Genomic DNA, 26,276 nt, shown 5'->3' with positions numbered 1-26,276 from the left:
GTTCGCGGTCGTGTCGCTGAAGACCGGGGCCTCCCAGGTGCGCTGCAGCGACGGCGTCGGGGTGGTCGAGGAGGGCTCGGGGGCCGATGCGTTGGTCATGAGGAGTTCCCAGTCGTGAACGAGGGGCCGGGCAGGAGGTGAGGACGGCGGGGCACGGCGGTCAGCCGCTGTCGGCGGGAGGCAGGGCGAACAGCTCGACGACCAGATGGCCGAGGTCGTGGCGGCGAACCGGGATCCCCAGGCGCTGCCAGATGCTCATCACCTGTCTCCATCCCGGGGCGCTCGCCGCGGGAACGGCCGACCAGCGCGCGCCCAAGGGCAGCTCCGGTCGGGGTGGCGAGGGCCCGGCCGGGGAGTCGTCGCCGTCGGTGTCGTGCTCGGCGTCGGTGTCGTGCTCGGCGTCGTGGTCCTCGACGTCTGCGGCACTGTCGGCGTCGGCGTCGGCGTCGGCGTCCGGTTCCGGCGCGGAGATCCGCTCGAACACCTCGACGAGCACCTTCACATCGACGGTGATGCCGTGGCTGTAGGGCAGGACCTCCCCGGCGCGGGCCTGCACGGCTCGCCACCGGCCCTTGCCCGGCTTGTCGCCGGGCCAGCCTAGCAACGCGTCCGAGCGTCGCGCGAGGTAGGGCTCGAGGGCCAGCCGGCGTCGATCCGGGTCGTCCTCGTCGCAGGACAGGTAGTCCAGTGCGAAGCACTCCGCGAGCTGGCGAGCCTCGTCGACCCCGACCGGGCGCAGCGCCTCGACCGGGCGGTCGACCGTGGTGCGCGCGGCGCGGGCGTCGTCGCTGGCCCGCCCGGAGGGCAGATAGAGGTCCTGGTCCGTGCTGTCCTGGGTGACCCAACGCCCGGACGGCAGCGGGCTCTGCGGAATCTCCGACGCCGCGTCTCTGCCCTGCTGCGGCGCCGGGAACGTCACCGTCAGCTCGGAGTAGTAGTCCTCCGGGGTCATCGTCGGCTGCGTCGGACCCTCCCGGTAGAGAGCCGTGGCGCCGTTGACCGGCCGCTGCTCGTCGGGGAAGTAGTCACCGTCCCCGTAGCCCGGATCGTGGAACTCGGGCTCGTAGTCGACGTAGGGCTCGGCCTGCTCGGAGCTGTCGACGTAGGCGACCTCGTCGCCCCGCTCAGCCGGGTCCGGCGCAGCAGCCTCGGCACCGGCCACGGCAGGAGGTGGGCCTGATGAGGCAGGGGGGCGCTGTCGGGGGCGAGGGGGTGCCTCGTCCGCGCCCCACCACGGGGGTAGCGCCGGGGGTGCCGCACGCGTACGCCGGCCGATCACCACCACGTCTCACCTCCGCACGTCAGCCGCCGTGCTGTGAGCTCGCCTCCCCGAGCACGGAGGCGAGCGTTGAGACGGCCGTCAGCGCGCGAATTGTACTATATAGCGATTGTAGAAATATACGCTCAGTATCAACTGTAACGGCGCAGATGTAGGGCGTCTGAAGAGGGTGATCAAGGTGTACGGCTGGTAGGTCCGAGACTCCCGAAGTTCCGCCCAAGTGCAAGGTAGGCAGGGTCGGTCCACGAAAGTCGGCTGTGCCTTATGTGCGTTTCCTGTAGGTGCCAGCCGACGGTCGGCGCAACGCGCGGCCAGCTGAGCCTCGCATCCGCAGTCGATCGAACATCTTTGTCGAAACATTGACAGTGCTGTTCGGTAGCCCTACCGTCCTTGCGTGCCTGCTGTCATGCGGGCCGATTCCAGGAGGTTGCCGATGACGACGACGTCGGTCCATCCCCGTTCGGCCGTCGCGGCCGTCGCCCTCGGGTTCGGGGCGATCGTGTTCGACGGATACGATTTGATCGTCTACGGCTCGGTGGTTCCTGCTCTGCTCGACTACGAGCCGTGGGGGCTCACCCCGGCCCAGGCCGGGGCGATCGGTAGTTACGCCCTGCTGGGTATGTTTCTCGGCGCCATCGCCTCGGGGGCCCTGACTGACCTGCTCGGCCGGCGCAGGCTGTTCATCATCTCGCTGGCTTGGTTCTCCGTGATGATGTTGCTGGTCGCGCTGGCCCCGAACCCGTGGTCGCTGGGCCTGTTCCGGTTCCTCGCCGGCTTGGGGTTCGGTGGCATCCCGCCGACTGCGATCGCGTTGGTTGTCGAGGTGGCGCCGGTGGCTCGCCGGCAGGTGATCAATGGGCTGATGCTGTGCGGGTTCCCGGTCGGTGGTGTCCTGGCCGCGGTCCTGGCGATCGTGTTGTTGGAGCCCGCCGGATTCCGGACCCTGTTCGCGATCGGCGCGCTCCCGCTGGTCACTCTCGTGCCGCTGGCCATCTGGCTTCTGCCCGAGTCGCCACGCTACGTCCGCCGCGAACGCGGCGTCCCCCGCGGTTCCGGCCCGGGCGAGCTCGCCGGGCTGCTGAGGGGCAGGACGGCGATCGCGACCCTGCTGTTTGTGGTCGCGAACTTCTGCGGGTTTCTGCTCGTGTTCGGCTTGAACACGTGGCTGCCGCAGCTCATGCGCGGGGCGGGGTATGCGCTGGGTTCCGCGCTCGCCTTCCTGTTGGTGCTCAACGTCGGTGCGATCGCGGGTGGCCTCGCAGGGTCTGCGCTGGCCGATCGCTACGGCAGTCGCTGGGTCGCGACGACGTTGTTCGCCCTGGCGGTCGTGTCGCTGGGCTTGATCGCCGTTCCGCTGCCGGTCGGGCTGCTGTACCTGCTGGTCTTTGTCGCGGGCGCGGCCACGACCGGCAACCAGATCGTGGTCTACGGCTACGTCGCCGCGCATTATCCGGCGGTTCGCCGGGCCACCGCCCTCGGCCTGAGCAGCGGGATCGGCCGGCTCGGCGCCGTGGCCGGCCCGGTCATCGGCGGCGCCCTGATCGGGGCCGGGCTGGGGCTGGGTTGGAATGTCGGCGTCTTCGCCCTTGTGGCCGTGCTCGGGGCGATCGCCTGCGCCCTCGTCCCGCGGCCGTCGAACGCTCCGGAGCCCGGTGCCGCGGCGGTTGAGTCCGCGGGTCGTGAGCCGGGGGTATGACGTGACCGACACCTGGCTCCTGCGTGGACTCCCACTGGACGCTGTCGGGCAGGATGGCCCCGACGGCACGGCGGGCGACCTTGGCGAGGCATCGATGGCGCGGCAGCACAACCGCCGGCGGCTCGTGTCCAACGAGCTGCTCGAGCACTCGGCCCGCCTGTTCGCCACCCAAGGGTTCGCCAACACCTCATTCCAGGACATCGCGGACGCGATGGGAGTCAGCCGCCCGGCCCTCTACCACTACGTCAGCAACAAGGAGGAGATCCTCGCGGCCCTCGTCCGGGACGTGCTGGAGCGCGTCGTCGAGATCCTCGAACAGGCCACGGCCAGGGACGATCTCGCCGAGGACGAGCGGGTCGAGGAGGCGCTGCGGCAGATCGTGGTCAACAACGCCCGCAACACCCGGCGCTTCCGACTCCTCGACCGCAGCGAGCCGGACCTCCCGACCGAGATCGCCGAGATGCATCGCCAGGCCCGGCGGCGCGTCCTGGAGCTGCTCACGGGCCTGATCAGTGACGCGATCGAGGCCGGGAAGTTCCGCCCCCTTCCGGCTCGGACCGTGGCGCTCGGCATGCTCGGCATGGCGAACTGGGTCGCCTGGTGGTATCGCGCCGGCACCGACGCCGATGCGGACTCGATCGCCGACGTCCTGGTCGACATGGCGATGACCGGGGTGCGCCGGGGTGACGACCGCCAGGTCAGGCCCGGCCCGTGGGCCGCGCTCGCCCTTCTCCAGGAGGACATCGCGCACCTCGAGAGCGCCATGTCGTCCGCGCTGGGTGACACGACCGACGGTCCGACCGGGGACAGTCCCGGCCCGGCCTGAGTCGGCGGCCCCCACTCTCGTCACCACATTGGTGTGGTCATCGCGCCGCCACCGCTGTGACATCTCTGTTGATACTTCGACTCTCGAGTACCCTGGAGCTGTTGTGACACTCGACATCGACCCCATCCCGCTCGTGCCGCCCGAGCGGGCCGTGCGCTACCGGCGCGACGGCCTCTGGACCGGCGAGACCCTCGGGGACGCACTGCGGTCGGCGGCCCGATCGCATCCTGTCCGGGCCGCACTGGTCACCGCCGACGGCCGGCTGACCCACCGCGAGCTGGACGAGCTGAGCGAGGACTTCGGCGCGGGGCTGCTGGCGGCGACCGAGCTGGAACCGGGCGACCGGGTGATGTTCCAGCTCGGGAACGTGCTGGAGACTGTGGTCGCCTACTACGGGTGCGTGAAGGCCGGGATCGTGCCGGTCTGCACCCTGCCCCAGCACGGCGAGCGGGAGATCGGGCAGCTGGCCCAGCACACCGGTGCCCGCGGTCACCTGGTGCAGGCCGACTTCCGCAACCGAGACCTGGTCGGGCTCGGCGCCGAGCTCCTGGCGGGCATCGACGCGCTGGACACGCTGATCGTGGTCCGCGGCCGCGCGCCCGCTGGGGCGACCTCGTACGACGAGGTCCTCGCCGCGGGCGGCCGGGCCGGGCACCGGAGCGCGCTGGCCGAGGTCCGGATCGCGGCCGACGACCCGGTCGCCTTCCAGCTCTCCGGCGGGACCACCGGCCTGCCGAAGATCGCTCCGCGCCGGCACGAGGAATACCTCTACAACGCACGGGTGTGGGCCGAGGCGCTCGGACTGAGGCCGGACTCGGTCGTGATGCACCCGTTGCCGATCATGCACAACGCGGGCATCGTGGCCGCGCTGCAGCCCGCGCATCTTGTCGGGGGCACGTGCGTGGTGGCCCCGGGGGCGGACCCGGGCCCGCTGCTGGAGCTGGTGGCCACCGAGCGGGTCACCGTGCTGCCGGTGGTGCCCCCGGCGGTCGCGATCCGGATGCTGGAGCACGAGGCCGCCGCGAGCACGGACCTGAGCAGTATCGAACGGTTCTGCCTCGGCGGGCAGCGGCCGAGCGCCGAGCTGCTGGAACGGCTCGAGCGGGACCTGCGGATCCCCACCCAGCAGATGTTCGGGATGGCCGAGGGGATGTTCCTCTACACCCCGCCGGAGGCCCCCGAATGGGTCCGCCGCAACACTGTGGGGACGCCGATCTCGCCCGCCGACGAGGTCCGGGTCCTCGACGTCGCCGACGAGACCGAGGTGCCCCCCGGCACGCTCGGCGAGCTCGCCTGCCGCGGGCCGTACACGATCACCGGCTACTACCGGGCCCCACAGCACAACATTTCGGCGTTCACCTCGGACGGCTTCTACCGCACCGGCGACCTGGTCACCCGGCACGTCGTCGAGGGCCGCGACTACTACGCGATCGACGGCCGGATCAAAGACGTCATCAACCGCGGCGCCGAGAAGATCCACGCCGAGGAGGTCGAGGAGCTGCTCGCCAGCCACCCCGACGTCCGCAACGCGGCGCTGGTCGCGATGCCGGACCCGGTGCTGGGTGAGCGCATCTGCGCCTATCTCGTCCTCACCGATGGGGCGGAGCACCCCACGGTGGGGTCGATGGGCGAGTTTCTGATCGGCCGCGGGTTGGCGAAGTTCAAGCTCCCGGAGCGGATCGAGATCGTCGAGGCCTTCCCGCTGACCAACGTCGGGAAGGTGTCGAAGAAGGACTTGCGCGCCGACATCGAGAACAAGATCGAGAAAGAGGTCGTCCGGTCATGAGGCTCGACAGCATCGCCGTGCTCGGCGGCGGGCCGGGCGGCCTGTACGCCGCGCGCCTGCTCAAGCTCGCGCACCCCGGGGCCCGGGTCCGGGTCTACGAGCAGAGCGTCCCGGAGCGCACGTTCGGATTCGGCGTAGCGGTCGCCGGCCGCACCCAGCGCAACCTCGAGGCCGCCGACCCGGTGACCCAGGCGGACATCATCGCCGCCGGCCGCCCGCACGACATGCGGATGATCGTCGGCGACCAGGCGGCCCGGGTGCACAACGGCGCGCTGATCGGCATCGCCCGCCCGGAGCTGTTAGCGGTGCTGAGCCGGCACGCTGAGAGTGCAGGCGTCGAGCTGCACCACGGGGAGCGGCGCACGCTCGCCGACATCGATGCGGACCTGGTGATCGCCGCCGACGGGGTGAGCAGCCAGACCCGCGCCGACCACGCCGAGGACTTCGGGGCCCAGGTCGAGGTCGCCGACGGCCTGTATCTGTGGGCCGGCGCCGACTTCGCGCTGGAGACCGCGATCTTCGCCCCGGTGACCACCGAGCACGGGACGTTCGTCACCCACGCCTACCCCTACGCCGCCGACCGCAGCACGTTCCTGATCGAGACCGACGAGGCGACCTGGCGGGCCGCCGGATTCGAGGCCAGCACCGAGGCCACCCCGCCGGACGAGTCGGACACGGCCGCGCTGGCGTACCTGCAGGAGGCGTTCGCCGAGCACCTGCACGGCCACCAGCTGATCGGCAACCGCACGCGGTGGCTGCGCTTCCGCACCGTCCACTGTGAGCGCTGGACGCGGGGGAATGCCGTCCTGCTCGGGGACGCGGCGCACACCGCGCACTACTCGGTGGGCTCGGGCACGAAGCTGGCGATGGAGGACGCGATCGCCCTGCGGGACGCGGTCGCCGCGGCCGATGACCTGCCGACCGCGCTCGCCCGCTACGAGCGCGACCGCCGCCCGCAGGTGGAGCGTCTGCAGGAGCTGGCCCGGCGCAGCCGGCTGTGGTGGGACTCCTTCCCGCGGCGTACCTCGCTCCCGGTCGACCAGCTCATGCTCGCCTACATGACCCGGGCCGGGAACGTCGGACTGCAGCGTTTCGCCGGCACCAACCCGGAGATCGTGCGCCGCGGGCTCGGCCAGTTCGCCGACCTCGACCCGGCCCACGTCCCGGTCGAGCATGTCGTCGACTGGGTCCTAGGGCAACCGGCGAAGCACGCCGACCGGGCGTGGCCGCGCCGGGTGCTGCGGGCATCTGATCGGGACCAGCTGTCCACACCGGCACCCGCAGATGTCGCCGCACCACCCGCGGGCGCCGACCTCGCGCGGGTCGAGGTGTCGCTCACCGATCCGTGGAGCGCGCCGGGCGATGCCCTGATCACGCGGCTCGGCGATCTCGTCCCGGCCGGCTGGCAGGGCTTCTGGCTGACCGGCCCGACCGACCGCGGGAGCCTGCTGACCCGCCTCGACGTGGGCGAGCGGCTGCGCGCGGAGACCGGCGGGCTGGTCGTCGTCGACGGCCCGGCGGAATTCACCGACGACCTGGCCGCCGGCGTCGCCGCCGCCCGGGCGGACCTGGTGTGCCCGCTGCCGCCCGAGGACGGGTCCGTCGAACACGCCCCATGACCGGGATCCAACTACCCATCCGTACCGCCATCCCGACAAGGAGGGTTCACTGATGACCACCGATCCCGCCGACCGCGGCGTCCACGAGGAGCACCGGGTGCAGGGCGTGGACCACGCCGCCTTCCCCACCTTCGACCCGGCCGCGACCGTCCGGTTCTACCGGGACACGCTGAAGTTCCCCGTCGTGCACTCGATCTGCGCGGCAGGGTGGGGGCCGGCCGAGCACCCGGACTTCATCCACTTCTTCTTCGACATCGGCAACGACGACCGGATCGCGTTCTTCTACTACTTCGGCCACGAGCCGGTCGGTGACCCGGCCGCGCGGGGGGACGCCTGGGCGCGGCTCCCGGAGGGGACCCCCGAGTTCTTCGCGAACTCGCGGCACCTGGCGATCCACGTCGACTCCGAAGAGGACCTGCTCGAGTACCGCCGCCGCCTCGACGACAGCGCGTGGCCCTGCGAGATGCAGGTCATGCACGAGACCATCGAGTCGATCTACACCCACGACCCGAACGGCTACATGATCGAGATCACCCGTGCGCTCCGCCCGGTGACACCACAGGAGGATCTCGACGCCGCCCTCACCATCGACGCCCTGTGCGAGGTCGCGTCGGGCCCCGAGCCATCGCTGGACAAGCTGCTGACCCGCAAGGCCGAGCTCATCGTCGAGCGCGCCGCGGACTGGGACGCCGCGCAGCAGGCGCCCTCCGGCACCGGGGCGGTGCCGCGGTGAGCGCGCTGTTCGTGCTCGACGTCCCGGAGAACGAGGGCGTCGTGCGAGTCGCCGAGCAGGACGCCGTGCTGCAGGTCGACAAGGTCGGGCCGTACTTCCGGATCGCGCTCGACGACCACGACCGGCCGGCCCCCGACCCGGGCGAGGCCGTCGGTGCCGGACACACCAGCACCGCGCAGCAGATCGTCATCGACCGCAGGGCCACCGGATGCCGGCACGCCGTCTGGTACTCGGCGGTCGCCGGCCTGCAGGACGCGCGGATCGTCCAGCACGACAAGAACGCGCTTCGGCTCGTCCACCGCTAGGTCCCGTGAGACCCCCGCGGGTGCGGCAGCAAACCGGCCGCCGGGGGCAGATCCCGTCGACTTGTCGACGCCAGCTCGGAGAGGAGCGGCCAGGAATGGACATCACTGCCGCTGTCGCGATCGAGGCCGGAGGGCCCCTGGAGATCCGGACCGTGCAGCTCGCCGAGCTGCTACCCGGGGAGGTGCGGGTCAGGCTGGTCGGCACCGGTGTCTGCCACGCCGACGTCATTGCCCGCGACCAGGTCTACCCGGTCCCGCTGCCCGCGGTGCTCGGCCACGAGGGCGCCGGTGTCGTCGAGGAGGTCGGCCCGGGGGTCACCCGCCTGCGAGTCGGCGACCACGTCACCGCGGGCTTCAACCACTGCGGCCGGTGCGCGAGGTGCGCGGCGGGGCTGCCCAGCTACTGCGAGGAGTTCGGGGCCCGCAACTTCGGCGGCGTGCGCCCCGACGGCACCAGCCCGGTCAGCCTGGACGGGGCCCCGATCACCGGGTGGTTCTTCGGGCAGTCGACGTTCGCGACCCACGCGAACATCGACGAACGCCTGCTGGTGGCGGTGCCCGCCGAGCTGCCGCTGCACCTGCTCGGCCCACTCGGGTGCGGGGTCATGACCGGCGCCGGCGCGGTGCTGAACACGCTCGATCCACAACCCGCGTCGAGCTTCGCCGTATTCGGCGCCGGCGCGGTCGGGATCTCGGGCCTGCTCGCCGCGGTCGTGGCCGGTTGCACGACCATCATCGCCGTCGACGTGGTGCCGAGCAGGCTCGACAAGGCACTCGAGCTCGGTGCCACGCACGTGGTCAACGCCGCGGACCAGGACGCCGAGCAGATGATCCGGGAGATCACCGGCGGGAAGGGGGTCGAGTACGCGCTCGACGCCGCCGGGGTGTCGGCGGTGTTCACCCAGATGGCCAACAGCCTGGCCGTGCGCGGTCACGGCGTGCTGGTCGGTGCGCCCGCCCCAGGCGACGCAGCGAAGCTCGACGTCGGGGCGCTGCTCACCGCGTCCTCGCCGCGGCTGTCCCTGGTCCTGGAGGGCGACGCCGCGCCGCAGGAGTTCATCCCCTGCCTGGTCCGGCTCTATCAGGCCGGGCGGTTCCCGCTCGACGAACTGGTGACCACCTACCCGTTCGACGACATCAACACCGCGATCACCGACGCCGAACGGGGCGTCGCCCTCAAGCCGGTCGTCACCTTCTAACAACGCCACCCTCCGACAGAGAGGTTCCATCGTGACCATCACCGACGATGCCCAGGCCGGCCCGGAAGGGCCCGTCCATCAGCGCATGTTCGCCCCGGAGTACGGCCACTTGGTCGGGGGGCAGTGGTGTCCCGGACGCTCCGGGAAGACCATCGACCTGCGCAACCCCGCGACCGGCGAGATCCTCTCCCGGATCCAGGCCGGCAACGCCGAGGACGCCACGAAGGCCGTCGACGCCGCCGCCCGGGCCTTCCCGGCGTGGTCGCAGACCACACCAGGCGAGCGGCAGGCGATCCTCTACGAGATGGCCCGCCGGATGCGGACCGACCTCGAGCACTATGCGCAGCTCGAGACCCTCAACAACGGCAAGCCGATCATGGAGGCCCGGCACTTCGACCTGCCGATGGCCATCGAGCAGTTCGAGATCTTCGCCGGCGCACCATGGCGCCTGCACGGTGAGTCGCTGAACACCCCGGACGGCGTGGGGATCATCCACCGTGAGGCCATGGGCGTCGTGGCCCAGATCATCCCGTGGAACGTCCCGATGATCATGATGGCGGCGAAGGTCGCGCCCGCCCTGGCGGCCGGCAACACGATCGTCCTGAAACCCTCGGAGATCGTCTGCCTGTCGGTGCTCGAGTTCTTCAACCGCATGGCCGACCTGCTCCCGCCCGGCGTGGTGAACGTCGTGACCGGGTACGGGCCCGACCTCGGTGAGGCACTGGTGACCGATCCTCGGGTCCGCAAGGTCGCGTTCACCGGTTCCCGCCCGACCGCCCGCAAGCTGATCGAGTACGCGTCGGTCAACATCATTCCGCAGACCATGGAGCTGGGCGGCAAGTCCGCGAGCATCGTCTGCGAGGACGCCGACATCGCCGCCGCGGCCGAGGGCGCCGCCATGTCGATGATCCTCAACAAGGGAGAAGTGTGCCTGGCGGGCAGCCGCGTCCTGGTGCACCGCACCGTGCGCGACGAGTTCGTCGAGCACCTACAGCGCTTCCTGTCCCGGGTGAAGATCGGCGATCCCACCGCGGAGGACACCCAGCTCGGCGCCCAGGCCTCGAAGATGCAGATGGACAAGGTCATGGGCTACCTGGAGCTGGGCCCGCAGGAAGGCGCGTCGATCCTCACCGGCGGGCACGCAGCATCCGTCGCCGGCCTGGAGGGCGGGCTCTTCGTGGAGCCGACGATCTTCACCGATGTCGACAACTCCATGCGGATCGCCCAAGAAGAGATCTTCGGGCCGGTCTCGACAATTCAGACCTGGTCTGACGAGGACGAGATGCTGGCGCTGGCCAACGATTCCGTCTACGGCCTCGGCGGCGGACTCTGGACTCGTGACCTCGGCCGCGCGCACCGCCTTGCCCGGGCGCTGGAAACCGGCACGATCTGGGTGAACAAGTACTACAACTTTGTCGGCAACATGCCCATCGGCGGCTACAAGCAGTCCGGGTTCGGCCGCGAGTTCTCCGACGAGGTGCTGAACCACTACACCCTGACCAAGAGCGTCGTGATCGACCTCGACGGCGGCTACCAAGGCACCTTCGGCCCGCTCGACTGAGTCACCCCGCGCGGGTCGGCGGCGGCGCGACCCCGCCGACCCGCGGGTCTGGCAGTCCGTGTAGGCCGGCTGTCTCGCGCCGCGGGCGGAAGCCACGTTCGGCGAGGTCCCGGTCGATCCCGCGAGAGCTCGGTCGACCGGTGGGTGCCACGGACTTGAGGTGGCGCTTGAAGCGCTCCCTCACGCTCGCGGTGCGAAGGGGGCTCTGACAACGACCACAACAACGCTATGGCGCAGCCTCAGGACGGGCTGCCCGAGGACAGGACAGACGATGACCGACGTGCCCACCAGCTCGCGTGCGGCGGCCGACGGCCCCGCGCGCCCACACCACCGCATCGGGCTGGTCGTTCCCAGCTCGAACGTCACCGTCGAGACGGAGCTGCCCGCCCTGCTGCGGCGGCATCACGACGCCACGTTCTCCTTCCACTCCACCCGCATGCGGATGCACACCGTCTCCCCGGACGAACTGCGGGCGATGAACGCGCAGCGCGCTCGCTGCGTCGACGAAGTCGGCGACGCCGGCGTCGACGCGATCCTCTACGCCTGCCTGGTCGCCCTCATGGCCCAGGGGCACACCGACGGCGTCGGCGAGCACGCGCGCACCGAATCGGCCGTCGAGGCCCAGCTCGCGCGCCGGGACCTGACACCACAGATCACCTCGAGTGCCGGCGCGCTCGTGCACGCGCTGCGCTCGACCAGCGCCCGCCGGGTCGCCCTGGTGATGCCCTACCTGCGCCCGGTCGCCGAGCTGGTCGTCGCCTACCTCGAGGCCGAGGGGATCACCGTCACCGACTGGCGAGCCCTGGAGGTCGGCGACAACGCCCAGGTCGGCTGCATCCCTGGAGACCAGGTCCTCGCCGCCGCGCGCTCGCTCGATCTCTCCGACGTCGATGCGCTGGTGATCTCCGCGTGCGTGCAGATGCCGTCCCTGCCACTGGTCCAGGCGGCCGAGGACGAGTTCGGCCTGCCCGTGCTGTCGGCGGCGACGGCCGGGGCGTTCACCCTACTGGACCGACTCGGGCTCCCGATCGACCTGACCGGGGCCGGGCGGCTGCTGGCCCGCGACGCGAAGGTGGGTGCCTGAGATGGCCAAGAACCCGGGATTGAACGTCGACTGGTACCCGGCGATCCTGCCTGCCGGGACCGGGATCCACCTGCAGACCAGTGTCACCATCGACGGCAACGCCGCGAAGGGCACGCTCTACACCCCGGCAGGCCGCGCACCCCGGGACACGACCGTCGTCGTGCTCATGCACCCACGGGTGGACTTCTCCCGCCACTACCTGATCCCGGCCCTGTTGGAAGCCGGGCACGCCGTGTATGCCCAACAGGCCCGAGACGCGGGCAACGACCTGCGGCTCGTCCATGAGCAAGCCCTGCTCGACCTCGGCGCCGGCCTCGAATGGCTGCACTCGGTCGGCTTCCGGCGCACGGTGGGCCTCGGAAACTCCGGCGGCGGCGGGCTGCTCACCTACTACGTGCAGCAGTCCCAGAAGGCCCCCGCAGACCGCGTCACGCGCACCCCGGCCGGACGGCCGAGCTCGCTGGACAGAGCCACGCTGCCCGAGCTGGACGCCGTGGCCTACCTCGCCCCACACCCCGGCCAGGGCGCCCTGCTCGGCCGCTGTATCGACCCCTCGGTCACCGACGAGAACGACCCGTTCTCCGTCGACCCCGCCCTGGATCCGTTTGCCGAGCACAACGGTCACCGACCCGCCCCGCAGAGCTCCAGCTACCCGCCCGAGTTCGTCGAGCGGTACCGGGCCGCACAGCTCGCGCGAGTCGCCCGGATCGACGCCATAGCGCGCGAGCACGTCGCCGAGGCGCTTGCGGCCCGACAGAAGGTCAAAGCGGGCGAGGGCACCACCACCGACCGGCACCGCGCCGGCACCGCGCGCCTGATCACCGTCTGGCGGACCGACGCCGACCTGCGGGCGATGGACCTGAGCCTGGATAAGTCCGACCGCGGCTACGGGTCGGTTTACGGGCCGAACCCCGAGACCACCAACTACGGCATCGTCGGGTTCGGCCGCCTCACCACACCGGACGCGTGGCTCTCGACCTGGTCGGCGCTGTCCTCGAACGCCACTGTCGCGAAGGCGGGCCCGGACATGACCCTGCCCACCCTGCTGATCACCTACACCGCCGACAACTGTGTGTTCCCCAGCGACTTCCAGGCCATCGTCGACAGCATCGCCAGCACCGACAAACATGTGGACACAATCGCCGCCGACCACTACGGCAGGCCAATCGGTGACGGGAACCGAGACGCAGCCGCCGCCGTGATCTCCCCATGGGTGTATGACCTGCCTTGAGTCCCAGGGCTAGCACGACGTCACCGCAGATGGGCCGGCGGCGCTGGCTCCCGGAGGCGGTCCTGCCGGCCCGACGGAGGCGGCCGGGCTCCCCGCGGCCGCCTCCCGCCTCGGCTGCCGGGCCGGTCCGTCAAGAGCGCGAACGGGCACCTCGCAGCCCTACGTCCCCCATCTCAAAGCCGACAGACTCGACGGGCGACCAGCCGATCGGAGGCGCCTCAGAACGCTCAGCGGGGGAGAGCCCGAACCGGTGTTGCGCAAGCTCGCACCGCTCGATGAAAAGGCAGCGAGGGCTCCGTGATCACGAGACGGTCGGCCGGCCGGTCGACGAGGAGGGCGCCGCTCAGGTCGGTGCGCAGGATTCGGTCAATATCGACACAGTCGGCGACCAGCACACCCGGAGATGGTCGAAGTGAAAGCCGAGGCCAGTGTCTCGCGCCAGCCGTTGCTCAGGCCGGACGGCGTTCACGTCCCGTCCCGCAGGTAGTCCGATAGCCGAGGCCGCCGGGTCCGTCGCCAGAATGCGATCGAGGTGTCCGGCCAGAGGACGGTGTTGCGCCCGGATCGTGGGTCCTGGTACCAGCTGCGGCAGCCGCCGTTCTGCCACACCGTGGCGTCCATGCGGCGGTCGAGCCACCGGTTGAACGACTCCTGCACGGTCGGGCGGACCTCGACGGTGCGGGCGCCGCGCCGCCGCAGCCGCTGCAGCAGTTCGACGATGTAGCGGGCCTGCGACTCGATCATGAAGATCTGTGAGTTGTGGCCGAGGCCGGTGTTTGGGCCGACCATGAGGAACAGGTTCGGAAATCCGGCGACGGTGGTGCCGAGGTAGGCCTGGTTGCCGGCGCTCCACGCGTCGGCGAGCCGTAGCCCGTCGCGGCCCTCGATGTCGATCCGGATCGTGTTCTGCGCGTCGAAGCCGGTGCCGAAGATCAGCACGTCGGCCGCGGTCTTGGTTCCGTCGTCGCCGACCACACTGCCGGGCTGGACTTCCCGGACGCCGCCGGTGCGGATCTCCACGTTGGGTCGGCCGATCGCCGGGTACCAGTCCTTGGAGATCAGCAGCCGTTTGCAGCCCACGGCGTAGTCGGGGGTGACCTTGGCGCGCAGCTCGGGATCCGGGACCTGACGGCGAATCAGGTCGCGGGCGAGGTCCTCGGTCTTCTGCATCGCGGCGGGGTCGGTGACGAAGCCGGCGGCTCGGTTCTCGTGGAGCCAGAACAAGCGCCAGCGCACCCACCAGCGGTACGGGGGGAACAGGCGGGCCAGCGTCCGGTGCCGGTCGGTGAATGGGCGATCGGCCTTCGGCACGATCCACGGCGGCGTCCGCTGGAAGACGGTCAGCTTCTCGACCTGGTCGACGACGGCCGGGACGAACTGAATGGCGCTTGCCCCCGTCCCGATCACCGCGACTCGCTTGCCGGTCAGGTCGACGTCGTGGCGCCAGGTCGCCGAGTGGAAGACGGGGCCCTCGAAGTTCTCGATCCCCGTCAGGTCCGGGTAGGAGGGGTGGTGCAGCGGGCCGACCGCGGACACGAGGAATCGGGCACGGTGCCGGCTGCCGTCGGCCGTGATCACCTCCCAGCGGGCGTCGTCGTCGTGCCAGCGGGCCTTGTCGACGGTCTGGCCGAACCGGATGTGTTCGGTCAGACCGCGCCGGCGGGCGACCTCGCGCAGGTAGTCGAGGATCTCGGGCTGGCTGGCGAACAGCCGCGACCAGTCCGGTTTCTGGTCGAAGGAGAACGAGTACAGGGGCGACGGGATGTCGCAGCCGCAGCCGGGGTAGGTGTTGTCCCTCCAGGTGCCGCCGAGGTCGTCGGCGGCTTCTAGGATGCGGTACGAGCGGATGCCTGCCTGCTCGAGGCGGGCGGCCAGGCCGAGTCCGCTGAACCCCGAGCCGACGATCAGCACTTCGACCTCGTCGACCGGGTGGATTCGGATGGCGCCCCGCGACTCGCCGGTCTCCTGCTCAGCGGCGAATGTCATCAGGTTCCTCTGTTGGTGTCGTGTATGTCTCGCGGGATGTCGCGTAGCCACCAGCCCGAGGGGGAGCTGGTCTGCTGACGCTTGAGCAGCTTCCGAGGTGGGTTGCCGGGCCAGTTCAAGATCGGGCCTCGTCAGCATTCAAGAAGCCGGCGGCCGCCTCGACGCATTGTGCGCTGCCCCGAGCCGCCCAATGCTCGCCAAGCAGCTGCCGTGAGCCAGGCCGAAGACCAGTCGTCACCGGACCCGGCCGCCAACATCGGCCACCGCCTCGTCGGCCCACCATGTGTCCGGCACTCGACCGAATCAGTGCAACCACCGAACGATCAACAAGCTTCAGCGACTCAGCGCGATCGATTGATCGACAGGATGTCGCCGGTGCGGCGGTTCTCGGCGCTTGTCGACTACAAGTATCGCCTGGGCCGTGGGGTGTCCGCCCAGCCAGGGGCCGTGCGCTGGGCGGACACGTGGTGCGTACAGCTCGTGATCGTGGTCAGATTACGGCGTCTCGGTCTGTCGGCAGCGATGATCGGGTCAGGCGCGTCCGGGCACGTGCTTGTTCACGTGCTCGGTGATGATCGCCGAGATGCCCTCGGGGTCCTCGACCATCGGGTAGTGCCCGATCCCGTCGAGCTTGCGGACCTCGCAGTTCGGAATCGTGCGCTGGGTGAGCTTGACGATCTCCTCCGGCATATAGAAGTCGGCCTCGCCATGGAGCACCAGCAGTGGGACGTCGACCGGCCCGGCGACGTCACGCAGGTCGTGCTCGGTCCATACGTTGGTCTGCGGCATCCCGGACCGGTGGCCGGTGAACCGGTGTTGCCAGACCAGTTCCTGGCGGATCTCCTCGTCGACGTTCGGGCCGAGCGACTCCATGGCGCAGCGCTCCATCCACTCCGGCCAGCTGGGCAGCGAGGCCGGGTTCATGAAGGGCTGCAGGCTCATGACGGTGGGCGTCCAGACACCACCCTCCATCGCGACGGCGGCGAGTAGCTGATCAGGGTGGCGGACGGCCAGATCGATGGTGAGGTTCCCGCCGATCGACGTGCCTGCGACGACGACCTTGCGGTCGCCGAACACGGCGGTGATGAAGTCGGACAGGAAGTCGCCGTACTCGCGTGACGAGGTCAGCGGCGTCCAGTTCGGCGGGTAGGACCGGGAGTTGCCCGGCAGGTCCGGCGCGACGCAGTGGAAGCCCTGCGCTGCAAGGTGCGGCATGATCCGTGTCCACTCCATGGAGCAGGCGTACAGGGTGTGGATCAGGACCAGTGGGGTGCCGCTATCGCCCAGCTCGTCGTAGTGGGTGCGGGCTCCGTTGACCCGGACGTACCGGCCGACGATGTCCTCTGTGCTTTTCATGCGGCACGCTCCGAGCTGCGCGCGGCGGCGCTGTAGTGGTCGGTCATGAGGTAAATGGCCTGGATGATGCGGTAGGCCGACATCGTGTCGCCCTCGATCACGAACGCACCGGGGACGAGGTTCGGGGTGCCGGTGAGGTCCTCAGGGCCGGAGTAGCGGCGCTTGCCGCCGAGCAGCAGGTCGGTGAACTTCGTGCCGGTGGGCAGCTCGTTCCAAGCCCAGCGCGGGGCACTGATCTTGAATGTGTAGCCGAACGGCGGCATGAACGGCTTGCGGTCGATGACCGCGCCGTCGTAGACCTTGAGCCAGGCCTGCGCGCCGTCGTCGTCGAGAAGGATCGAGCCATCGAACCAGCGGGTGGCTTCGGTGAACGCCGGGTCGGCGTTCACCGCTTCGATCCAGGTCGTCAGGAAGCTTTCATCCTCGAATCTGCTCACGAGCAGGCTCCTCTTCGTTGAGTGTCGGGTCGTGCGGGGGTCGGTGAGGGAGCGGTCCGGCGGATGGGCGGGTTCCGGGTGTGTCAGTGCCTAGGGGCGTCATCTCCCGGGACGGGGGACGGTCATGCCTTCCCGGCCAGCCAGTACGCGCTTGAGCACCTTGCCCGCCGCGTTGCGCGGCAGCTCGGCGACGAACCGGACCTCGGTCGGGACCTTGTAGTCGGCGAGCGAGCCGGCGGCGTGGACCCGAAGGGCCTCGGCGTCGGGCTCTGCGCCGGGCGAGGGGATGACGACCGCGCACACCCGCTCACCGAGGACCTGGTCGGGGAGGCCGATTACGGCAACCTCGGCGACGGACGGATGAGTCCCCAGGACGTTCTCGACCTCGAGGCTGTAGACGTTCTCCCCGCCGCGGATCACCATGTCCTTGAGCCGGTCGAGTACCCGGACGTGACCGTCGGCGTCGATGCTGCCCACGTCACCGGTGTGCAGCCAGCCGTCTGCAATCACGGCGGCGGTGGCCTCCGCGTTCGCCCAGTAGCCCGGGCACACCGACGGCCCGCGCACGCACAGCTCGCCGACGGTGTCGGCCGGGGCGCCAGGCGGCCCGCCGCCGGTGGATACCGCGACCTCCACCCCCGCGACCGCCGTCCCCGCGCTCCAAGGGCGGGCACGGTACTCGGCGCCCTCGGTGTAGGTGGTGATCGAGGTAGCCTCGGTGAGGCCCCAGACGTTGGCCAACTTCAGCCAGGGCATCTGGCGTGCGACCTCGGTGTCCAGCGACGCGGGGACCGGTGAGCCGCCCATCACGAACGAGCGCAACCCCGACAGATCGGCTGCCTCGTCGCGGGCCTTGAGAAGGATGAGCTGCAGCATCGACGCGACCCCCGCGAACACCGTGACCCGCTCCCGGGCCAAGAGCCGAACGACTGATCGAGGCTCGAAGGTGGGGACGAGGACGCAGCGGGCACCGCCGGAGAGGAACCCGACCCACTGGGACACGATGCCGATTGCGTGGAACATCGGCGCGGCGATCAGCGTGCTCTCCCGGGGTGCGGCGCCCAGCAGCCTGCGGACGGTGCCGGCGTTGAACATCAGATTCGCGTGGGTCTGCATGGCCCCCTTGGGTTTGCCGGTCGTCCCCGACGTGTAGAGCAGTTGGGCGATGTCCGACGCGTCGCGCTCGAGCCCGGGTAGGTCCATCCCGAGGGAGGGACTCGCGGTGGCCACGAGGTCCTCGGTCGCCACCACCACTCGCGGCCGGTGTTCCGTGTCCAGGCGGGCGGCCAGCTCGGCCGTCGTGACCAGGACGTCCGATCCGCTGTCGGTGAGGATGTGCGCGATCTCAGGCCCGGCCAGGCGCGTGTTCACCAGCACCGCGACGCCGCCGGCGAGCTGGGTGCCCAGGTAGATCGCGCCATAGCGCCACCCGTTGGGCAACAGCATCGCCACCCGGGCGCCCGGGCCGACACCCGCGGCAAGCAGGGCCTGCGCCGCCGTGACCGAGCGCGCGAGGAGATCGTCGAAACCCAGCCGGACAGGGCCGTCGACCACGGCCTCGGCACTGCCGTAGCGCTCGGCCAGCTCGACCACCATCCGGGGAACGGTGTCGGCCTCAAGGTGCTGGACGGCGGTGCCGACCTCGCTCGGAAGCGCGCTCATGGGGGACCACCTCGTCATCGGCGCGGACGGAGCTGTGAGACGCGAAGTCGAGAACAGTGTCGATCGATCGATCGACACTTACTTTAGGGGCGGCGCCCACGACGGTCAAGATGCCGATCAAATGATCGGGTCCGTGCTGAGGCGCTACCATGAGCCCGCCCCGACCGTGGCGACAGAAACCCGAGGTGTGATGGCGCGGAAGAAGTCGCTGGACCAGGGCCCGGTGCTGCGCGGGCAGATCCTCGCCCGCGCGAGCGAGCTGTTCTACGAGCGGGGCTATGCGGCAACGTCTATCCGAGACATCGCCGATGCCGTCGAGATCTCGTCGTCGACGATGTATCACCACTTCACGAACAAGCAGGAAGTCCTGCGCTCGATCGTCGTCGGGTTCATGGTCGACTTCAATGCGGCGACTCTGCCGGTGCTCGCTGACGGGGACCGGACCGTGACGGACCGGTTGGACGAGGTCATCCGGATCCACATCGAGATGAGCGACGATCGCCGCCCCGAACTGCTGGTCGGCAACCCGATCCGCTACGCGTTGTCGGTCGACGAGCAGGAGGAGGGGATCGCTCTGCAGGCCCGCTACCACGACGCGGTGCTCGCGCTCGTGGAGGAGGGCCGCGCGACCGGGGAACTGGACGTGCGGGATGCGGGGATCGCCACGATGGCGCTGCTCGACATGCTCAACGGCATCCGCGAGTGGTACGCGCCCGATGGCAGGCTCGACCGCGAGGAGGTCGTGCAGGACTACATCGCCCTGGCGCGGAACCTGCTGCGGGCCCGGGACACCGCCGGCACTGAGTCGACGGCCGCGACGGCCGCGGCCCGATAGCCGGGCGGCCCTTGGGGGAGCCGAGCGAACCACCCTTGATGAGCCTGCTTACTGTTTTTCCGAGGAACGCTCTTCGATGATGTGTGCAGAGGTCTTCGGCGGTTTCGGGGCTTGCTGGCCAGCGGTTCGGGCGGCCCACAGCGGACGCCACTCATAAGGGGATCGGCCGTGCGCACCGGGCCGACCCCACGGGCCGCGCCGGACGAAGGGTCAGGCGCGACCCGGACCGCGAGGCAATCGGCTTTCTCAGTCCGATTGCAGTTCGGCGGCGCGCTTGATCGCCGCTCGGATGCGCGGGTAGGTGCCGCAGCGGCAGACGTTCTCGATCGCGTCGATCTCCTCGTCGGAGGGATCGGACGACCTCGACAGGAGCGCGACCGCGTTCATGATCTGGCCGGGTTGGCAGTAGCCGCACTGCGGCACGTCCTGTTCTAGCCATGCCTGTTGCACGGGGTGCAGCTTCTCGCCGTCGGCGAGGCCCTCGATTGTGGTGACCTTCCGGCCTGCGGCGGTGGAGACCTTCACCGAGCAGGGGCGTACGGCCTCACCGTCGAGTAGGCTCGTGCAGGCCTTGCAGACGTTGATCCCGCAGCCGTACTTCGGCCCGGTGATGCCGAGCATGTCCCGCAGCACCCACAGCAGCGGCATGTCCTCGGGGGCATCGACGGTCAAGTTCTTTCCGTTCACCTCGATGGTGTAGCTGGGCATCGCAGGTCCTCTCAGATCAGGTTGGGGGCGGGCAGGGCGCCGGGGGCGAACGGCTCGAAGTCGACCGGGAACACGATCGGGAAGCTGCGGGGTTTGATGCCGGTCGCGGTGGCGTAGGCGTTGGCGATCGCACCGGAGGCGGCGGTGATGCCGACCTCGCCGATGCCGCCAATGTCCTCGTTGGTCGAGGGCATGATGTGCACCGTCGAGTCCTTCGGGTAGTGCCGCATCCGCAGCCAGTCGTAGTTGCTGTAGCTGCCCTCCAGTGGGAGCCCGTTCTCGATGTGCAGGCCGGCGGTGAGCGTCAGCGAGATCGCCTCGGCGATGCAGCCCTCCATCTGGGCTTCCAGACCGCTGGGATTGATCACGGTCCCGGCGTCGACGACCATCGTCACCTTCGTCACCCGCGGGTCCTGCGGATCACGGCCGTCGAGCTCGACCACGCAGGCGGTCAGCGTCTTGCTCTCCTTGTGGAAGCCGACGCCCTGGGCGAAACCTTCCGGCATCGATCGCCCCCAGCCCGACAGGCGGGCCACCTCGTCCAGGACGGCCGCGGCGGCGGCGTCCTTGGCGCATTCCTTGCGGTACTCGAGGGGGTCCTTGTCGAGCAGCGCCGCGACCTCGTCGAGGACGATCTCCTCGCAGGTGCGAGTCGTCGGGCAGTGCACGCTGCGATAGGCCGAGGTGGGGATGCCGTTGCCGATCTCGGCCAGCGTGCGGTCGTAGACGCCGAGGTTGTAGGGCGAGGACACCATCAGCAGAAACAATGTCTGGCTGTAGGCCTTCTCGCCGACCGTGTTCTTCGCGCGGGGCGGGAGCGAGGTCGCGACGTCGGTGAGGATCTCGCCGAACCCGGGCGCGACCTCCAACGCAACCGCGGAGACGCGCTGCTCGTAGGCCACGACTTGCCCGCCCACGACGGTCGCCCGAATTCGGTGGTAGTTCTGCGGGCGTTGCCGGCCGTGTCGCATGTCGTCGGTGCGGTGCCACATCAGCCGGACCGGCATCCCTAGCGCTTGCGAGACCTGGGCGGCTTCGGTGGCCGGTTCGAAAAAGCACTTGCGACCGAACGCGCCGCCGGGCGCGACGACGTGCGCGGTGACCGCGTCTTGGGGAAGGCCGAGCATCAGGGCGATCTCCTGCTGGGCCACGATCGGGGCCTGGAACCCGGCCCAGATCTCTGCCCGGTCGGCGCGGACGTCGGCGACAGCGCACTCGGTCTCCAACGGCGCGTGACAGGCGGGCGCCCAGTCGAACTCGGCCTCGACCGTTGCCGCCCCGAGCGGGGGCACGGCGAACGGCTGCACGTGCTGCTTGATCCCCTCGAGGATGGTCGCGTTGCTCTCACCGTCGACCGGGCCCGGCCCGAAGTCCACCTCCAGCGCGTTCACGCCTTGGCGGGCCTGCTCGATGGTGTCCGCGACGACCGCGACACCGGTCGGGATGGGTACCACGCCGACCACCCCGGGCATCGCCCGGACCTGCGCGGCATTGCGTACCTCGCCGACCGCGCCCTTGATCGTCGGCGGCCGGCGGACTAGCGCCGGCTTGGCCGTTCCCGCCATGTGGTCCATGACGAACTTCTTCTGGCCGGTGATGATGTCGCGTGCGTCGACCCGTCCCGTCGGTGTGCCGACGAGCTCCCATTCGGAGGGATCCTTCGGCCTGATCGACGAGGTGGCCAGGTCGAGGGCGGCGGCTGCGGCGGAGAGCGTGCCGAAGTCGGCGGTCAGGCTACCGGGGCCGATCACGGCGCCGGCGTCGGTGCCGAGCGACGCCCCGTCGACGTCCCACCGGGTTGCGGCGGCGGCGACCATCCGGGCCCGGGCGATCGCGGCCATCTGACGGATTGGCTCGTAGAAGGTCCGCATGGCCGCTGACCCCGCGGTGATCTGATTGAAGAGAAGCTCCGGGCGGGCGTCGGCGTGGGTGACCTCGACCCGATCGAGGGGGACGTCGAGCTCCTCGGCGATGATCATCGTGAACGAGGTGAGCAGGCCCTGGCCCATATCGGTGCGGGGCATCTGCAGCCGCGCGATCCCATCGGCGCCGACCTCGAGCTGCACCAGCGGCATCGTCGGGGTCGCTGCCAGTTTGAGGGCCTCACCGATGTCGAAGACATCCTCGGGCGACGGCGGGGACGGGACGGCCGCTGAGGCCGGTGTCGACGACGATGTCGCCTGCATCACGGCCTCCGTCCCGAGGGTGAGCAGCGGGGCTGCGACGAGATAGGTCAGGAACCTGCGGCGGCCGACGGTATGTGTGGTCAGAACAGTGTTCCTCCGGGGCCGCTCGGCGACCGCGGACTTGTGACGGCCCATCAGCCGTACCTCCTTGTAGACATTCGATGGGGGCGTGGGACCTCGACCGAGAAGGGAGCCAAACGCGATCAGCCGCGGACGCGGGCAGGCAGGATCGGCTACACCCGACCCGTGTCGGCCACGAACACGATGTCGGCAGGTCAGCGGCCACCGAACAGCGCCGCGGAGCAGAGCCCCAACGATGCCCGGCACCCGACCCGAGACGTCTAGCGGGCAGCGGCTCCCGTATCACTGCGCGCCTCCTCCCTGACGAAGTGACATGCCTGTCGATCGACCGGCACCTCTGGGCCAGCTACCTCGAACAGCAGTGTTGATACTCCAACGTCTGTGTCGAGAAGGAGTTACGCGTGAGGCTCTGATTGTCAACGGCCGCCTGAACGAACACGCCGCGAGAGGTCTGACACGGAGGGTCGCCGTCGCCGCCGGCGTACAGCCGTGCACCGGGCGTTTCCTGCCTGCAGGTCGCACCGTCGGGATCAAGGACATCACGGCTGCACGCAACGCCCGCCGCTGCTGGGGTCGCCGTCTCCTGCGCCCGACAGGTGAACAACAGCCCGGGAAAGATCCGGACCGAATTACGCGATCTGTTCGACCGCCTGATCCTGCTGCGCACCCACCGACTCGATCCGCGGCCGGACGCTTGCAGCCTGCGCCGCAGTACCTGCGCCGGCAGTTCCTCGCGGGACAGCACCGAGGTCAGCTCCTCGGTGAACCCGGTGAGGTGATCGAGGTTCTTGAGCACCTCGGGCAGGTCGATCACCCCCAACGGCGCGCGACCTCGGCCTTGAGGGGAGCCAGGTTCGCCGGCTCGGGGGCCTTGTCCATCGCCGGCGCCGCGATCCACCCGTCGCCGTGACCAGTGGTGATCCGTACCCCGCCGGTGGTGCCGTCGGCCAGGGCGCTGTCGAACCCGGTCAACGCCGCGTCGAGTCGGGCCTTGAGGTCGGCGACGAACGCGGCGCCGTCCAACGGCGCGCGTAGCGCCGCCGCGTAGTGCACGTCGCGGTTGTCCTCGAAGTCGGCGGGCAGGTCGTGTTCGGGGTTGCGCCACGGGTTGGCCCCGACGACCCAGATCTCGCGGCGGCGGATGGCCTCGCGCAGCGCCTTGAGCACGCACAGTTCGTACGGGATGCGTTCCATCCGGCCTTGCTCGTCGATCACCGCCGAGCGCCACCCGGCGGGGCACGGCCCCGTCGACCGGGACGGCGTCGGTCCGCGAGTAGTGCGGCCAGTCGGCATCGACCAGCGTCCAGGACGTGATCAGCTCTTCTGGGTCCCACTCACGACGCACGTCGGCACAACGAGCGGCGACCCGTCAGAGTGTGGCCCAGGGCACATCAGCCTCTACCTTGCACTTGGGCGGAGCTTCGGGAGTCCCAGGCCTGGTAGCAGTGCGCAGGGTGACTGACGAGTAGGCTTCGTCACGCTCGCCCCGGCATAGTCCGGGAGCTTGCCGCTGAACGGGGAGCAGCCGAACGAAGGAACGCCGCCCATGGCCGAGGAACACAGCACGCAGGCGGCGAACGGTGCGCGCAGTGAATCGGCAAAGCGAGTGGCATCCAGTCGCCCGGCAGCACAGAGCACGGCGCATTCCGACGGCGGATCCGCTGTGGCCGACGCCGAGTTCGCCGACCGGATGAACAACCTGTTCGCCACGGTGCTCAACGACGACGGCCAGGAATACTCCGTCTCCGACGTCGTCCGCTGGATCAATGCCACCGGCGGATGGAGCTCCCGCGAGCGCCTCAACGCGCTGCGGAAGGGGAAGGCGGTCACGGACCTGCGGCCCGATTCGCCCGAGGCAGTCAAGGTCGCCGAGTTCTTCCGCGTCCCCGCCTCCTACTTCACCGACCCGCAGCCGCCCCGGATCGACGGCGCCGAGCAGCACCGGCTCATCCAGCAGCGGCTGAGCAGCTACCGGCGCGGCACCATCCCGCAGCGCGTGTACTACCTGTTCACCGTCGTCGTGCAGGCCGACGGTCGCCCCTACCCGGCCACGTATGTGGCGCGCTGGATCAACGCCAACGGCGGCAAGATCACCAACGTCTACATCCAGAAACTGACCTCCGGAGAGCGCGGCGAGCGACCGCAGTCGTCGTACCTGCAATGGATCGGCAAGTTCTTCGGCATGGGGCTGAGCTTTTTCTACGACGAAGACCCGCCCGAGGTCGACGGCCAGTACCAGAACGCGATCATCATGCTGCGCGACCCCGCCAGCGCCGAGCTCCAGCAGCTCTACGGCCGGCTCAGCCCGCTGCAGCAGCAGGGCGTGCGTCAACTGATGATCACGCTGGCCCGCGACAACGACCCCACGTTCGTCGAACCCGGGCGCCACGACGACGACCGCGACGACTGAACTACCCCGTGCCGTGCGCGGCGCGGCCGAGGGCGGTGAGCGGGCCGCTGAGCACGCGGAGGACGCTGCAGGCCCGGCTCAGCAGCAGTCCCTACTCGTAGACGACGTCGAGGTCGAAGGAATCCGGGGCGACGTCGTCCTCGATCGCGACGACGTCGCGGCCCATCAGCTCGACCTCGCCCTCGAAGCGGGCCTGAGTGTAGAGATCGCGCTGCGGGATGTGGATCAGCCAGAACTCGCCGTCGCGGCGCACCGTCGCCGTGTAGCGCGGCCTGTCCGGGTCAGGCCGCACCGGCCTGCCCCATCTCGCGGATCATGTGGCGCATCGCCGCACGGTTGTTCTCCACGAAGGCGGACCAGCCGACCGGGTCCAGCGCCCGGAACTCCACGGGGACGTCGTCGACACGCATGTGCACGACATCCTCGCCGGAGTGCTCGAACCGATCCGGCTCGAGAACGAGGTCGTCTGTCCGAAGCTCCACGCTGCCTCTGTCGACGAGGTCGATCATCAGCGCTTCGCGCGCCTCGCTGGCAGTCGGGCCCTCGAACCACTCCAAGACGATGCCCCCCGACATGGCGGGCCAGTAGTCCAGCTGGCAGGTGCGCAGCACGCTGCTACGAATCGCGAACAGCAGTCGACCGAGCACCTCGGATTGCGGGTGATGGGCACAGACCGCGTCTGTCTCGGGGGCAGAATTCATTGAGTGTTGCCCAGTAGCCGGGCTCGGGGCTCAGGGAGAGTGCGACAACACGCCGACGGAGCGAAGATGACCAGGTAGGGGTGCGGGACCTCGGTAGAGAGGCGGTCCTTCCACAGATCGCCCAGCTCACCGAGGTCCCGCGTGCCCGATCCTGTCATCTACACCGCCGTGCTACCGATCGGGGAGTCCACCGCCGCGTTCGTATCCCAGCTGCTGGCCGGCGAACGTGCACGACGGGGCACCCGCCGGGGGCGTCGTGTGCTGGGCTGCTACCGGCGAGCGGTGCTGGTGCTGCGCTGGTTCCTCGATGCCACCCGGGTCGCCCAGCTCGCGATCGACAACCAGCTCTCGAGTTCCACGACCTACCGCTACCTGCACGAAGGGATTGACGTGCTGGCTGCCGCCGCGCCCGGGCTGCACGGTGCGCTGCTGGCCGCACGGGCGGCCGGGCACACCCACGTCCATCTTGACGGCACCCTGATCCGGACCGATCGATCCAGAGCTTTCGGGCCGAATGCTGGGGTCGATCTGTGGTGGTCGGGTAAGCACCGCCATCACGGCGGGAACGTCCAGGTTCTCACCGCACCCGATGGGT

The 26,276-nt window shown here is 69.9% G+C and carries 23 protein-coding genes and 1 pseudogene; 13 read left to right on the top strand and 11 right to left on the bottom strand.

Going from position 1 to position 26,276, the window contains the following annotated elements; genetic code table 11:
* Window positions 1-160: 160 nt before the first annotated feature.
* Window positions 161-1,162, bottom strand: coding sequence for a hypothetical protein (locus BM093_RS30395; RefSeq protein WP_093354940.1), 1,002 nt, complete (start codon window positions 1,160-1,162; stop codon window positions 161-163).
* 550 nt (window positions 1,163-1,712) lie between these two features.
* Here BM093_RS30395 and BM093_RS30390 point away from each other — a divergent pair.
* From BM093_RS30390 to BM093_RS30345, 10 genes are all read left to right on the top strand, one after another.
* Window positions 1,713-2,975 carry an MFS transporter gene (locus BM093_RS30390; RefSeq protein ID WP_093354937.1) on the top strand — a complete coding sequence of 421 codons (1,263 nt, stop codon included), beginning with the start codon at window positions 1,713-1,715 and terminating at the stop codon, window positions 2,973-2,975.
* 94 nt (window positions 2,976-3,069) lie between these two features.
* Complete coding sequence (locus BM093_RS30385; protein WP_177238802.1) at window positions 3,070-3,801, top strand: TetR/AcrR family transcriptional regulator; 732 nt, start codon at window positions 3,070-3,072, stop codon at window positions 3,799-3,801.
* Between the two features lie 103 nt (window positions 3,802-3,904).
* Window positions 3,905-5,587, top strand: coding sequence for a (2,3-dihydroxybenzoyl)adenylate synthase (locus BM093_RS30380; RefSeq protein WP_245773896.1), 1,683 nt, complete (start codon window positions 3,905-3,907; stop codon window positions 5,585-5,587).
* Window positions 5,584-7,206, top strand: a complete 1,623-nt coding sequence (locus BM093_RS30375) for an FAD-dependent monooxygenase (RefSeq protein ID WP_093354927.1) — start codon at window positions 5,584-5,586, stop codon at window positions 7,204-7,206. Before BM093_RS30380 ends, BM093_RS30375 begins: the two co-directional genes overlap by 4 nt.
* Window positions 7,207-7,258: 52 nt before the next feature.
* Window positions 7,259-7,939 carry a VOC family protein gene (locus BM093_RS30370; RefSeq protein WP_093354923.1) on the top strand — a complete coding sequence of 227 codons (681 nt, stop codon included), beginning with the start codon at window positions 7,259-7,261 and terminating at the stop codon, window positions 7,937-7,939.
* Window positions 7,936-8,244, top strand: a complete 309-nt coding sequence (locus tag BM093_RS30365) for a hypothetical protein (RefSeq protein ID WP_093354919.1) — start codon at window positions 7,936-7,938, stop codon at window positions 8,242-8,244. The genes BM093_RS30370 and BM093_RS30365 overlap by 4 nt, the downstream gene beginning before the upstream one ends.
* A 95-nt stretch (window positions 8,245-8,339) precedes the next feature.
* Window positions 8,340-9,443 carry an NAD(P)-dependent alcohol dehydrogenase gene (locus tag BM093_RS30360; protein ID WP_093354914.1) on the top strand — a complete coding sequence of 368 codons (1,104 nt, stop codon included), beginning with the start codon at window positions 8,340-8,342 and terminating at the stop codon, window positions 9,441-9,443.
* 31 nt (window positions 9,444-9,474) lie between these two features.
* Window positions 9,475-11,004 (top strand): aldehyde dehydrogenase family protein, encoded by a 1,530-nt coding sequence (locus BM093_RS30355; RefSeq protein ID WP_245773895.1) that lies wholly within the window; start codon window positions 9,475-9,477, stop codon window positions 11,002-11,004.
* Between the two features lie 271 nt (window positions 11,005-11,275).
* Window positions 11,276-12,088, top strand: a complete 813-nt coding sequence (locus BM093_RS30350) for a maleate cis-trans isomerase family protein (protein WP_093354909.1) — start codon at window positions 11,276-11,278, stop codon at window positions 12,086-12,088.
* Between the two features lies 1 nt (window position 12,089).
* Entirely contained in the window at window positions 12,090-13,319 is a 1,230-nt protein-coding gene (locus BM093_RS30345) for a hypothetical protein (protein WP_093354905.1), read from the top strand.
* 465 nt (window positions 13,320-13,784) lie between these two features.
* Here BM093_RS30345 and BM093_RS30340 read toward each other — a convergent pair whose 3' ends face one another.
* The 4 genes from BM093_RS30340 to BM093_RS30325 all read right to left on the bottom strand — a co-directional run bounded on the left by BM093_RS30340 (window position 13,785) and on the right by BM093_RS30325 (window position 18,760).
* Window positions 13,785-15,443, bottom strand: coding sequence for a flavin-containing monooxygenase (locus BM093_RS30340; RefSeq protein ID WP_245773894.1), 1,659 nt, complete (start codon window positions 15,441-15,443; stop codon window positions 13,785-13,787).
* A gap of 393 nt (window positions 15,444-15,836) precedes the next feature.
* On the bottom strand, window positions 15,837-16,661 hold the full coding sequence (locus BM093_RS30335) for an alpha/beta fold hydrolase (RefSeq protein ID WP_093354896.1): 825 nt from the start codon (window positions 16,659-16,661) through the stop codon (window positions 15,837-15,839).
* Entirely contained in the window at window positions 16,658-17,098 is a 441-nt protein-coding gene (locus BM093_RS30330; RefSeq protein WP_143105606.1) for a hypothetical protein, read from the bottom strand. The genes BM093_RS30335 and BM093_RS30330 overlap by 4 nt, the downstream gene beginning before the upstream one ends.
* 99 nt (window positions 17,099-17,197) lie before the next feature.
* Window positions 17,198-18,760 carry a class I adenylate-forming enzyme family protein gene (locus BM093_RS30325; protein WP_177238801.1) on the bottom strand — a complete coding sequence of 521 codons (1,563 nt, stop codon included), beginning with the start codon at window positions 18,758-18,760 and terminating at the stop codon, window positions 17,198-17,200.
* Here BM093_RS30325 and BM093_RS30320 point away from each other — a divergent pair.
* Window positions 18,732-19,595, top strand: coding sequence for a TetR/AcrR family transcriptional regulator (locus tag BM093_RS30320; protein ID WP_143105605.1), 864 nt, complete (start codon window positions 18,732-18,734; stop codon window positions 19,593-19,595). The two genes, BM093_RS30325 and BM093_RS30320, sit on opposite strands and share 29 nt — an antisense overlap.
* Window positions 19,596-19,841: 246 nt before the next feature.
* Here the strand turns inward: BM093_RS30320 and BM093_RS30315 are convergent, their stop codons facing one another.
* The 4 genes from BM093_RS30315 to BM093_RS30300 form a co-directional block, all read right to left on the bottom strand.
* The gene (locus tag BM093_RS30315; protein ID WP_093354883.1) at window positions 19,842-20,303 is read right to left on the bottom strand and encodes a (2Fe-2S)-binding protein; all 462 of its coding nucleotides are present in this window, start codon (window positions 20,301-20,303) and stop codon (window positions 19,842-19,844) included.
* 11 nt (window positions 20,304-20,314) lie between these two features.
* Window positions 20,315-22,624: a xanthine dehydrogenase family protein molybdopterin-binding subunit gene (locus BM093_RS30310; protein ID WP_093354878.1), complete on the bottom strand. Its 2,310-nt coding sequence runs from the start codon at window positions 22,622-22,624 to the stop codon at window positions 20,315-20,317.
* A 292-nt stretch (window positions 22,625-22,916) separates the two neighbouring features.
* Complete coding sequence (locus BM093_RS30305; protein ID WP_093354873.1) at window positions 22,917-23,384, bottom strand: hypothetical protein; 468 nt, start codon at window positions 23,382-23,384, stop codon at window positions 22,917-22,919.
* Window positions 23,381-23,764, bottom strand: a complete 384-nt coding sequence (locus tag BM093_RS30300; protein WP_143105604.1) for a hypothetical protein — start codon at window positions 23,762-23,764, stop codon at window positions 23,381-23,383. The genes BM093_RS30305 and BM093_RS30300 overlap by 4 nt, the downstream gene beginning before the upstream one ends.
* Before the next feature lie 352 nt (window positions 23,765-24,116).
* Here BM093_RS30300 and BM093_RS30295 point away from each other — a divergent pair, with 352 nt between their 5' ends.
* A complete protein-coding gene (locus tag BM093_RS30295; protein WP_143105603.1) occupies window positions 24,117-24,980 on the top strand; it encodes a hypothetical protein in 864 nt (287 codons plus the stop codon).
* A 91-nt stretch (window positions 24,981-25,071) separates the two neighbouring features.
* On the opposite strand, the gene BM093_RS36330 is transcribed toward BM093_RS30295, so the two are convergent.
* Window positions 25,072-25,233: a hypothetical protein gene (locus BM093_RS36330; RefSeq protein ID WP_177238800.1), complete on the bottom strand. Its 162-nt coding sequence runs from the start codon at window positions 25,231-25,233 to the stop codon at window positions 25,072-25,074.
* A gap of 28 nt (window positions 25,234-25,261) precedes the next feature.
* Window positions 25,262-25,681, bottom strand: coding sequence for a hypothetical protein (locus tag BM093_RS30285; protein ID WP_143105602.1), 420 nt, complete (start codon window positions 25,679-25,681; stop codon window positions 25,262-25,264).
* Between the two features lie 168 nt (window positions 25,682-25,849).
* Between BM093_RS30285 and BM093_RS30280 the strand changes: the two are divergent.
* A pseudogene (locus BM093_RS30280) lies at window positions 25,850-26,276 on the top strand (IS5/IS1182 family transposase); the annotation flags it as partial.

The organism is Pseudonocardia ammonioxydans (assembly GCF_900115005.1).
In the GTDB taxonomy this organism is placed as follows: domain Bacteria; phylum Actinomycetota; class Actinomycetes; order Mycobacteriales; family Pseudonocardiaceae; genus Pseudonocardia; species Pseudonocardia ammonioxydans.
The sequence above is the reverse complement of the archived record's forward strand: the minus strand, read 5'-3'. Positions and strand labels throughout refer to the sequence as shown.

Coding starts and splice junctions, on each gene's coding strand:
- BM093_RS30335 (WP_093354896.1), bottom strand. CDS start 16,661: ATGAAAAGCACAGAGGACATCGTCGGCCGGTACGTCCGGGTCAACGGA.
- BM093_RS30360 (WP_093354914.1), top strand. CDS start 8,340: ATGGACATCACTGCCGCTGTCGCGATCGAGGCCGGAGGGCCCCTGGAG.
- BM093_RS30285 (WP_143105602.1), bottom strand. CDS start 25,681: ATGAATTCTGCCCCCGAGACAGACGCGGTCTGTGCCCATCACCCGCAA.
- BM093_RS30345 (WP_093354905.1), top strand. CDS start 12,090: ATGGCCAAGAACCCGGGATTGAACGTCGACTGGTACCCGGCGATCCTG.
- BM093_RS30385 (WP_177238802.1), top strand. CDS start 3,070: ATGGCGCGGCAGCACAACCGCCGGCGGCTCGTGTCCAACGAGCTGCTC.
- BM093_RS30295 (WP_143105603.1), top strand. CDS start 24,117: ATGGCCGAGGAACACAGCACGCAGGCGGCGAACGGTGCGCGCAGTGAA.
- BM093_RS30390 (WP_093354937.1), top strand. CDS start 1,713: ATGACGACGACGTCGGTCCATCCCCGTTCGGCCGTCGCGGCCGTCGCC.
- BM093_RS30310 (WP_093354878.1), bottom strand. CDS start 22,624: ATGGGCCGTCACAAGTCCGCGGTCGCCGAGCGGCCCCGGAGGAACACT.
- BM093_RS30350 (WP_093354909.1), top strand. CDS start 11,276: ATGACCGACGTGCCCACCAGCTCGCGTGCGGCGGCCGACGGCCCCGCG.
- BM093_RS30300 (WP_143105604.1), bottom strand. CDS start 23,764: ATGGAACGCATCCCGTACGAACTGTGCGTGCTCAAGGCGCTGCGCGAG.
- BM093_RS30315 (WP_093354883.1), bottom strand. CDS start 20,303: ATGCCCAGCTACACCATCGAGGTGAACGGAAAGAACTTGACCGTCGAT.
- BM093_RS30325 (WP_177238801.1), bottom strand. CDS start 18,760: ATGAGCGCGCTTCCGAGCGAGGTCGGCACCGCCGTCCAGCACCTTGAG.
- BM093_RS30340 (WP_245773894.1), bottom strand. CDS start 15,443: ATGCTGACGAGGCCCGATCTTGAACTGGCCCGGCAACCCACCTCGGAA.
- BM093_RS30375 (WP_093354927.1), top strand. CDS start 5,584: ATGAGGCTCGACAGCATCGCCGTGCTCGGCGGCGGGCCGGGCGGCCTG.
- BM093_RS30370 (WP_093354923.1), top strand. CDS start 7,259: ATGACCACCGATCCCGCCGACCGCGGCGTCCACGAGGAGCACCGGGTG.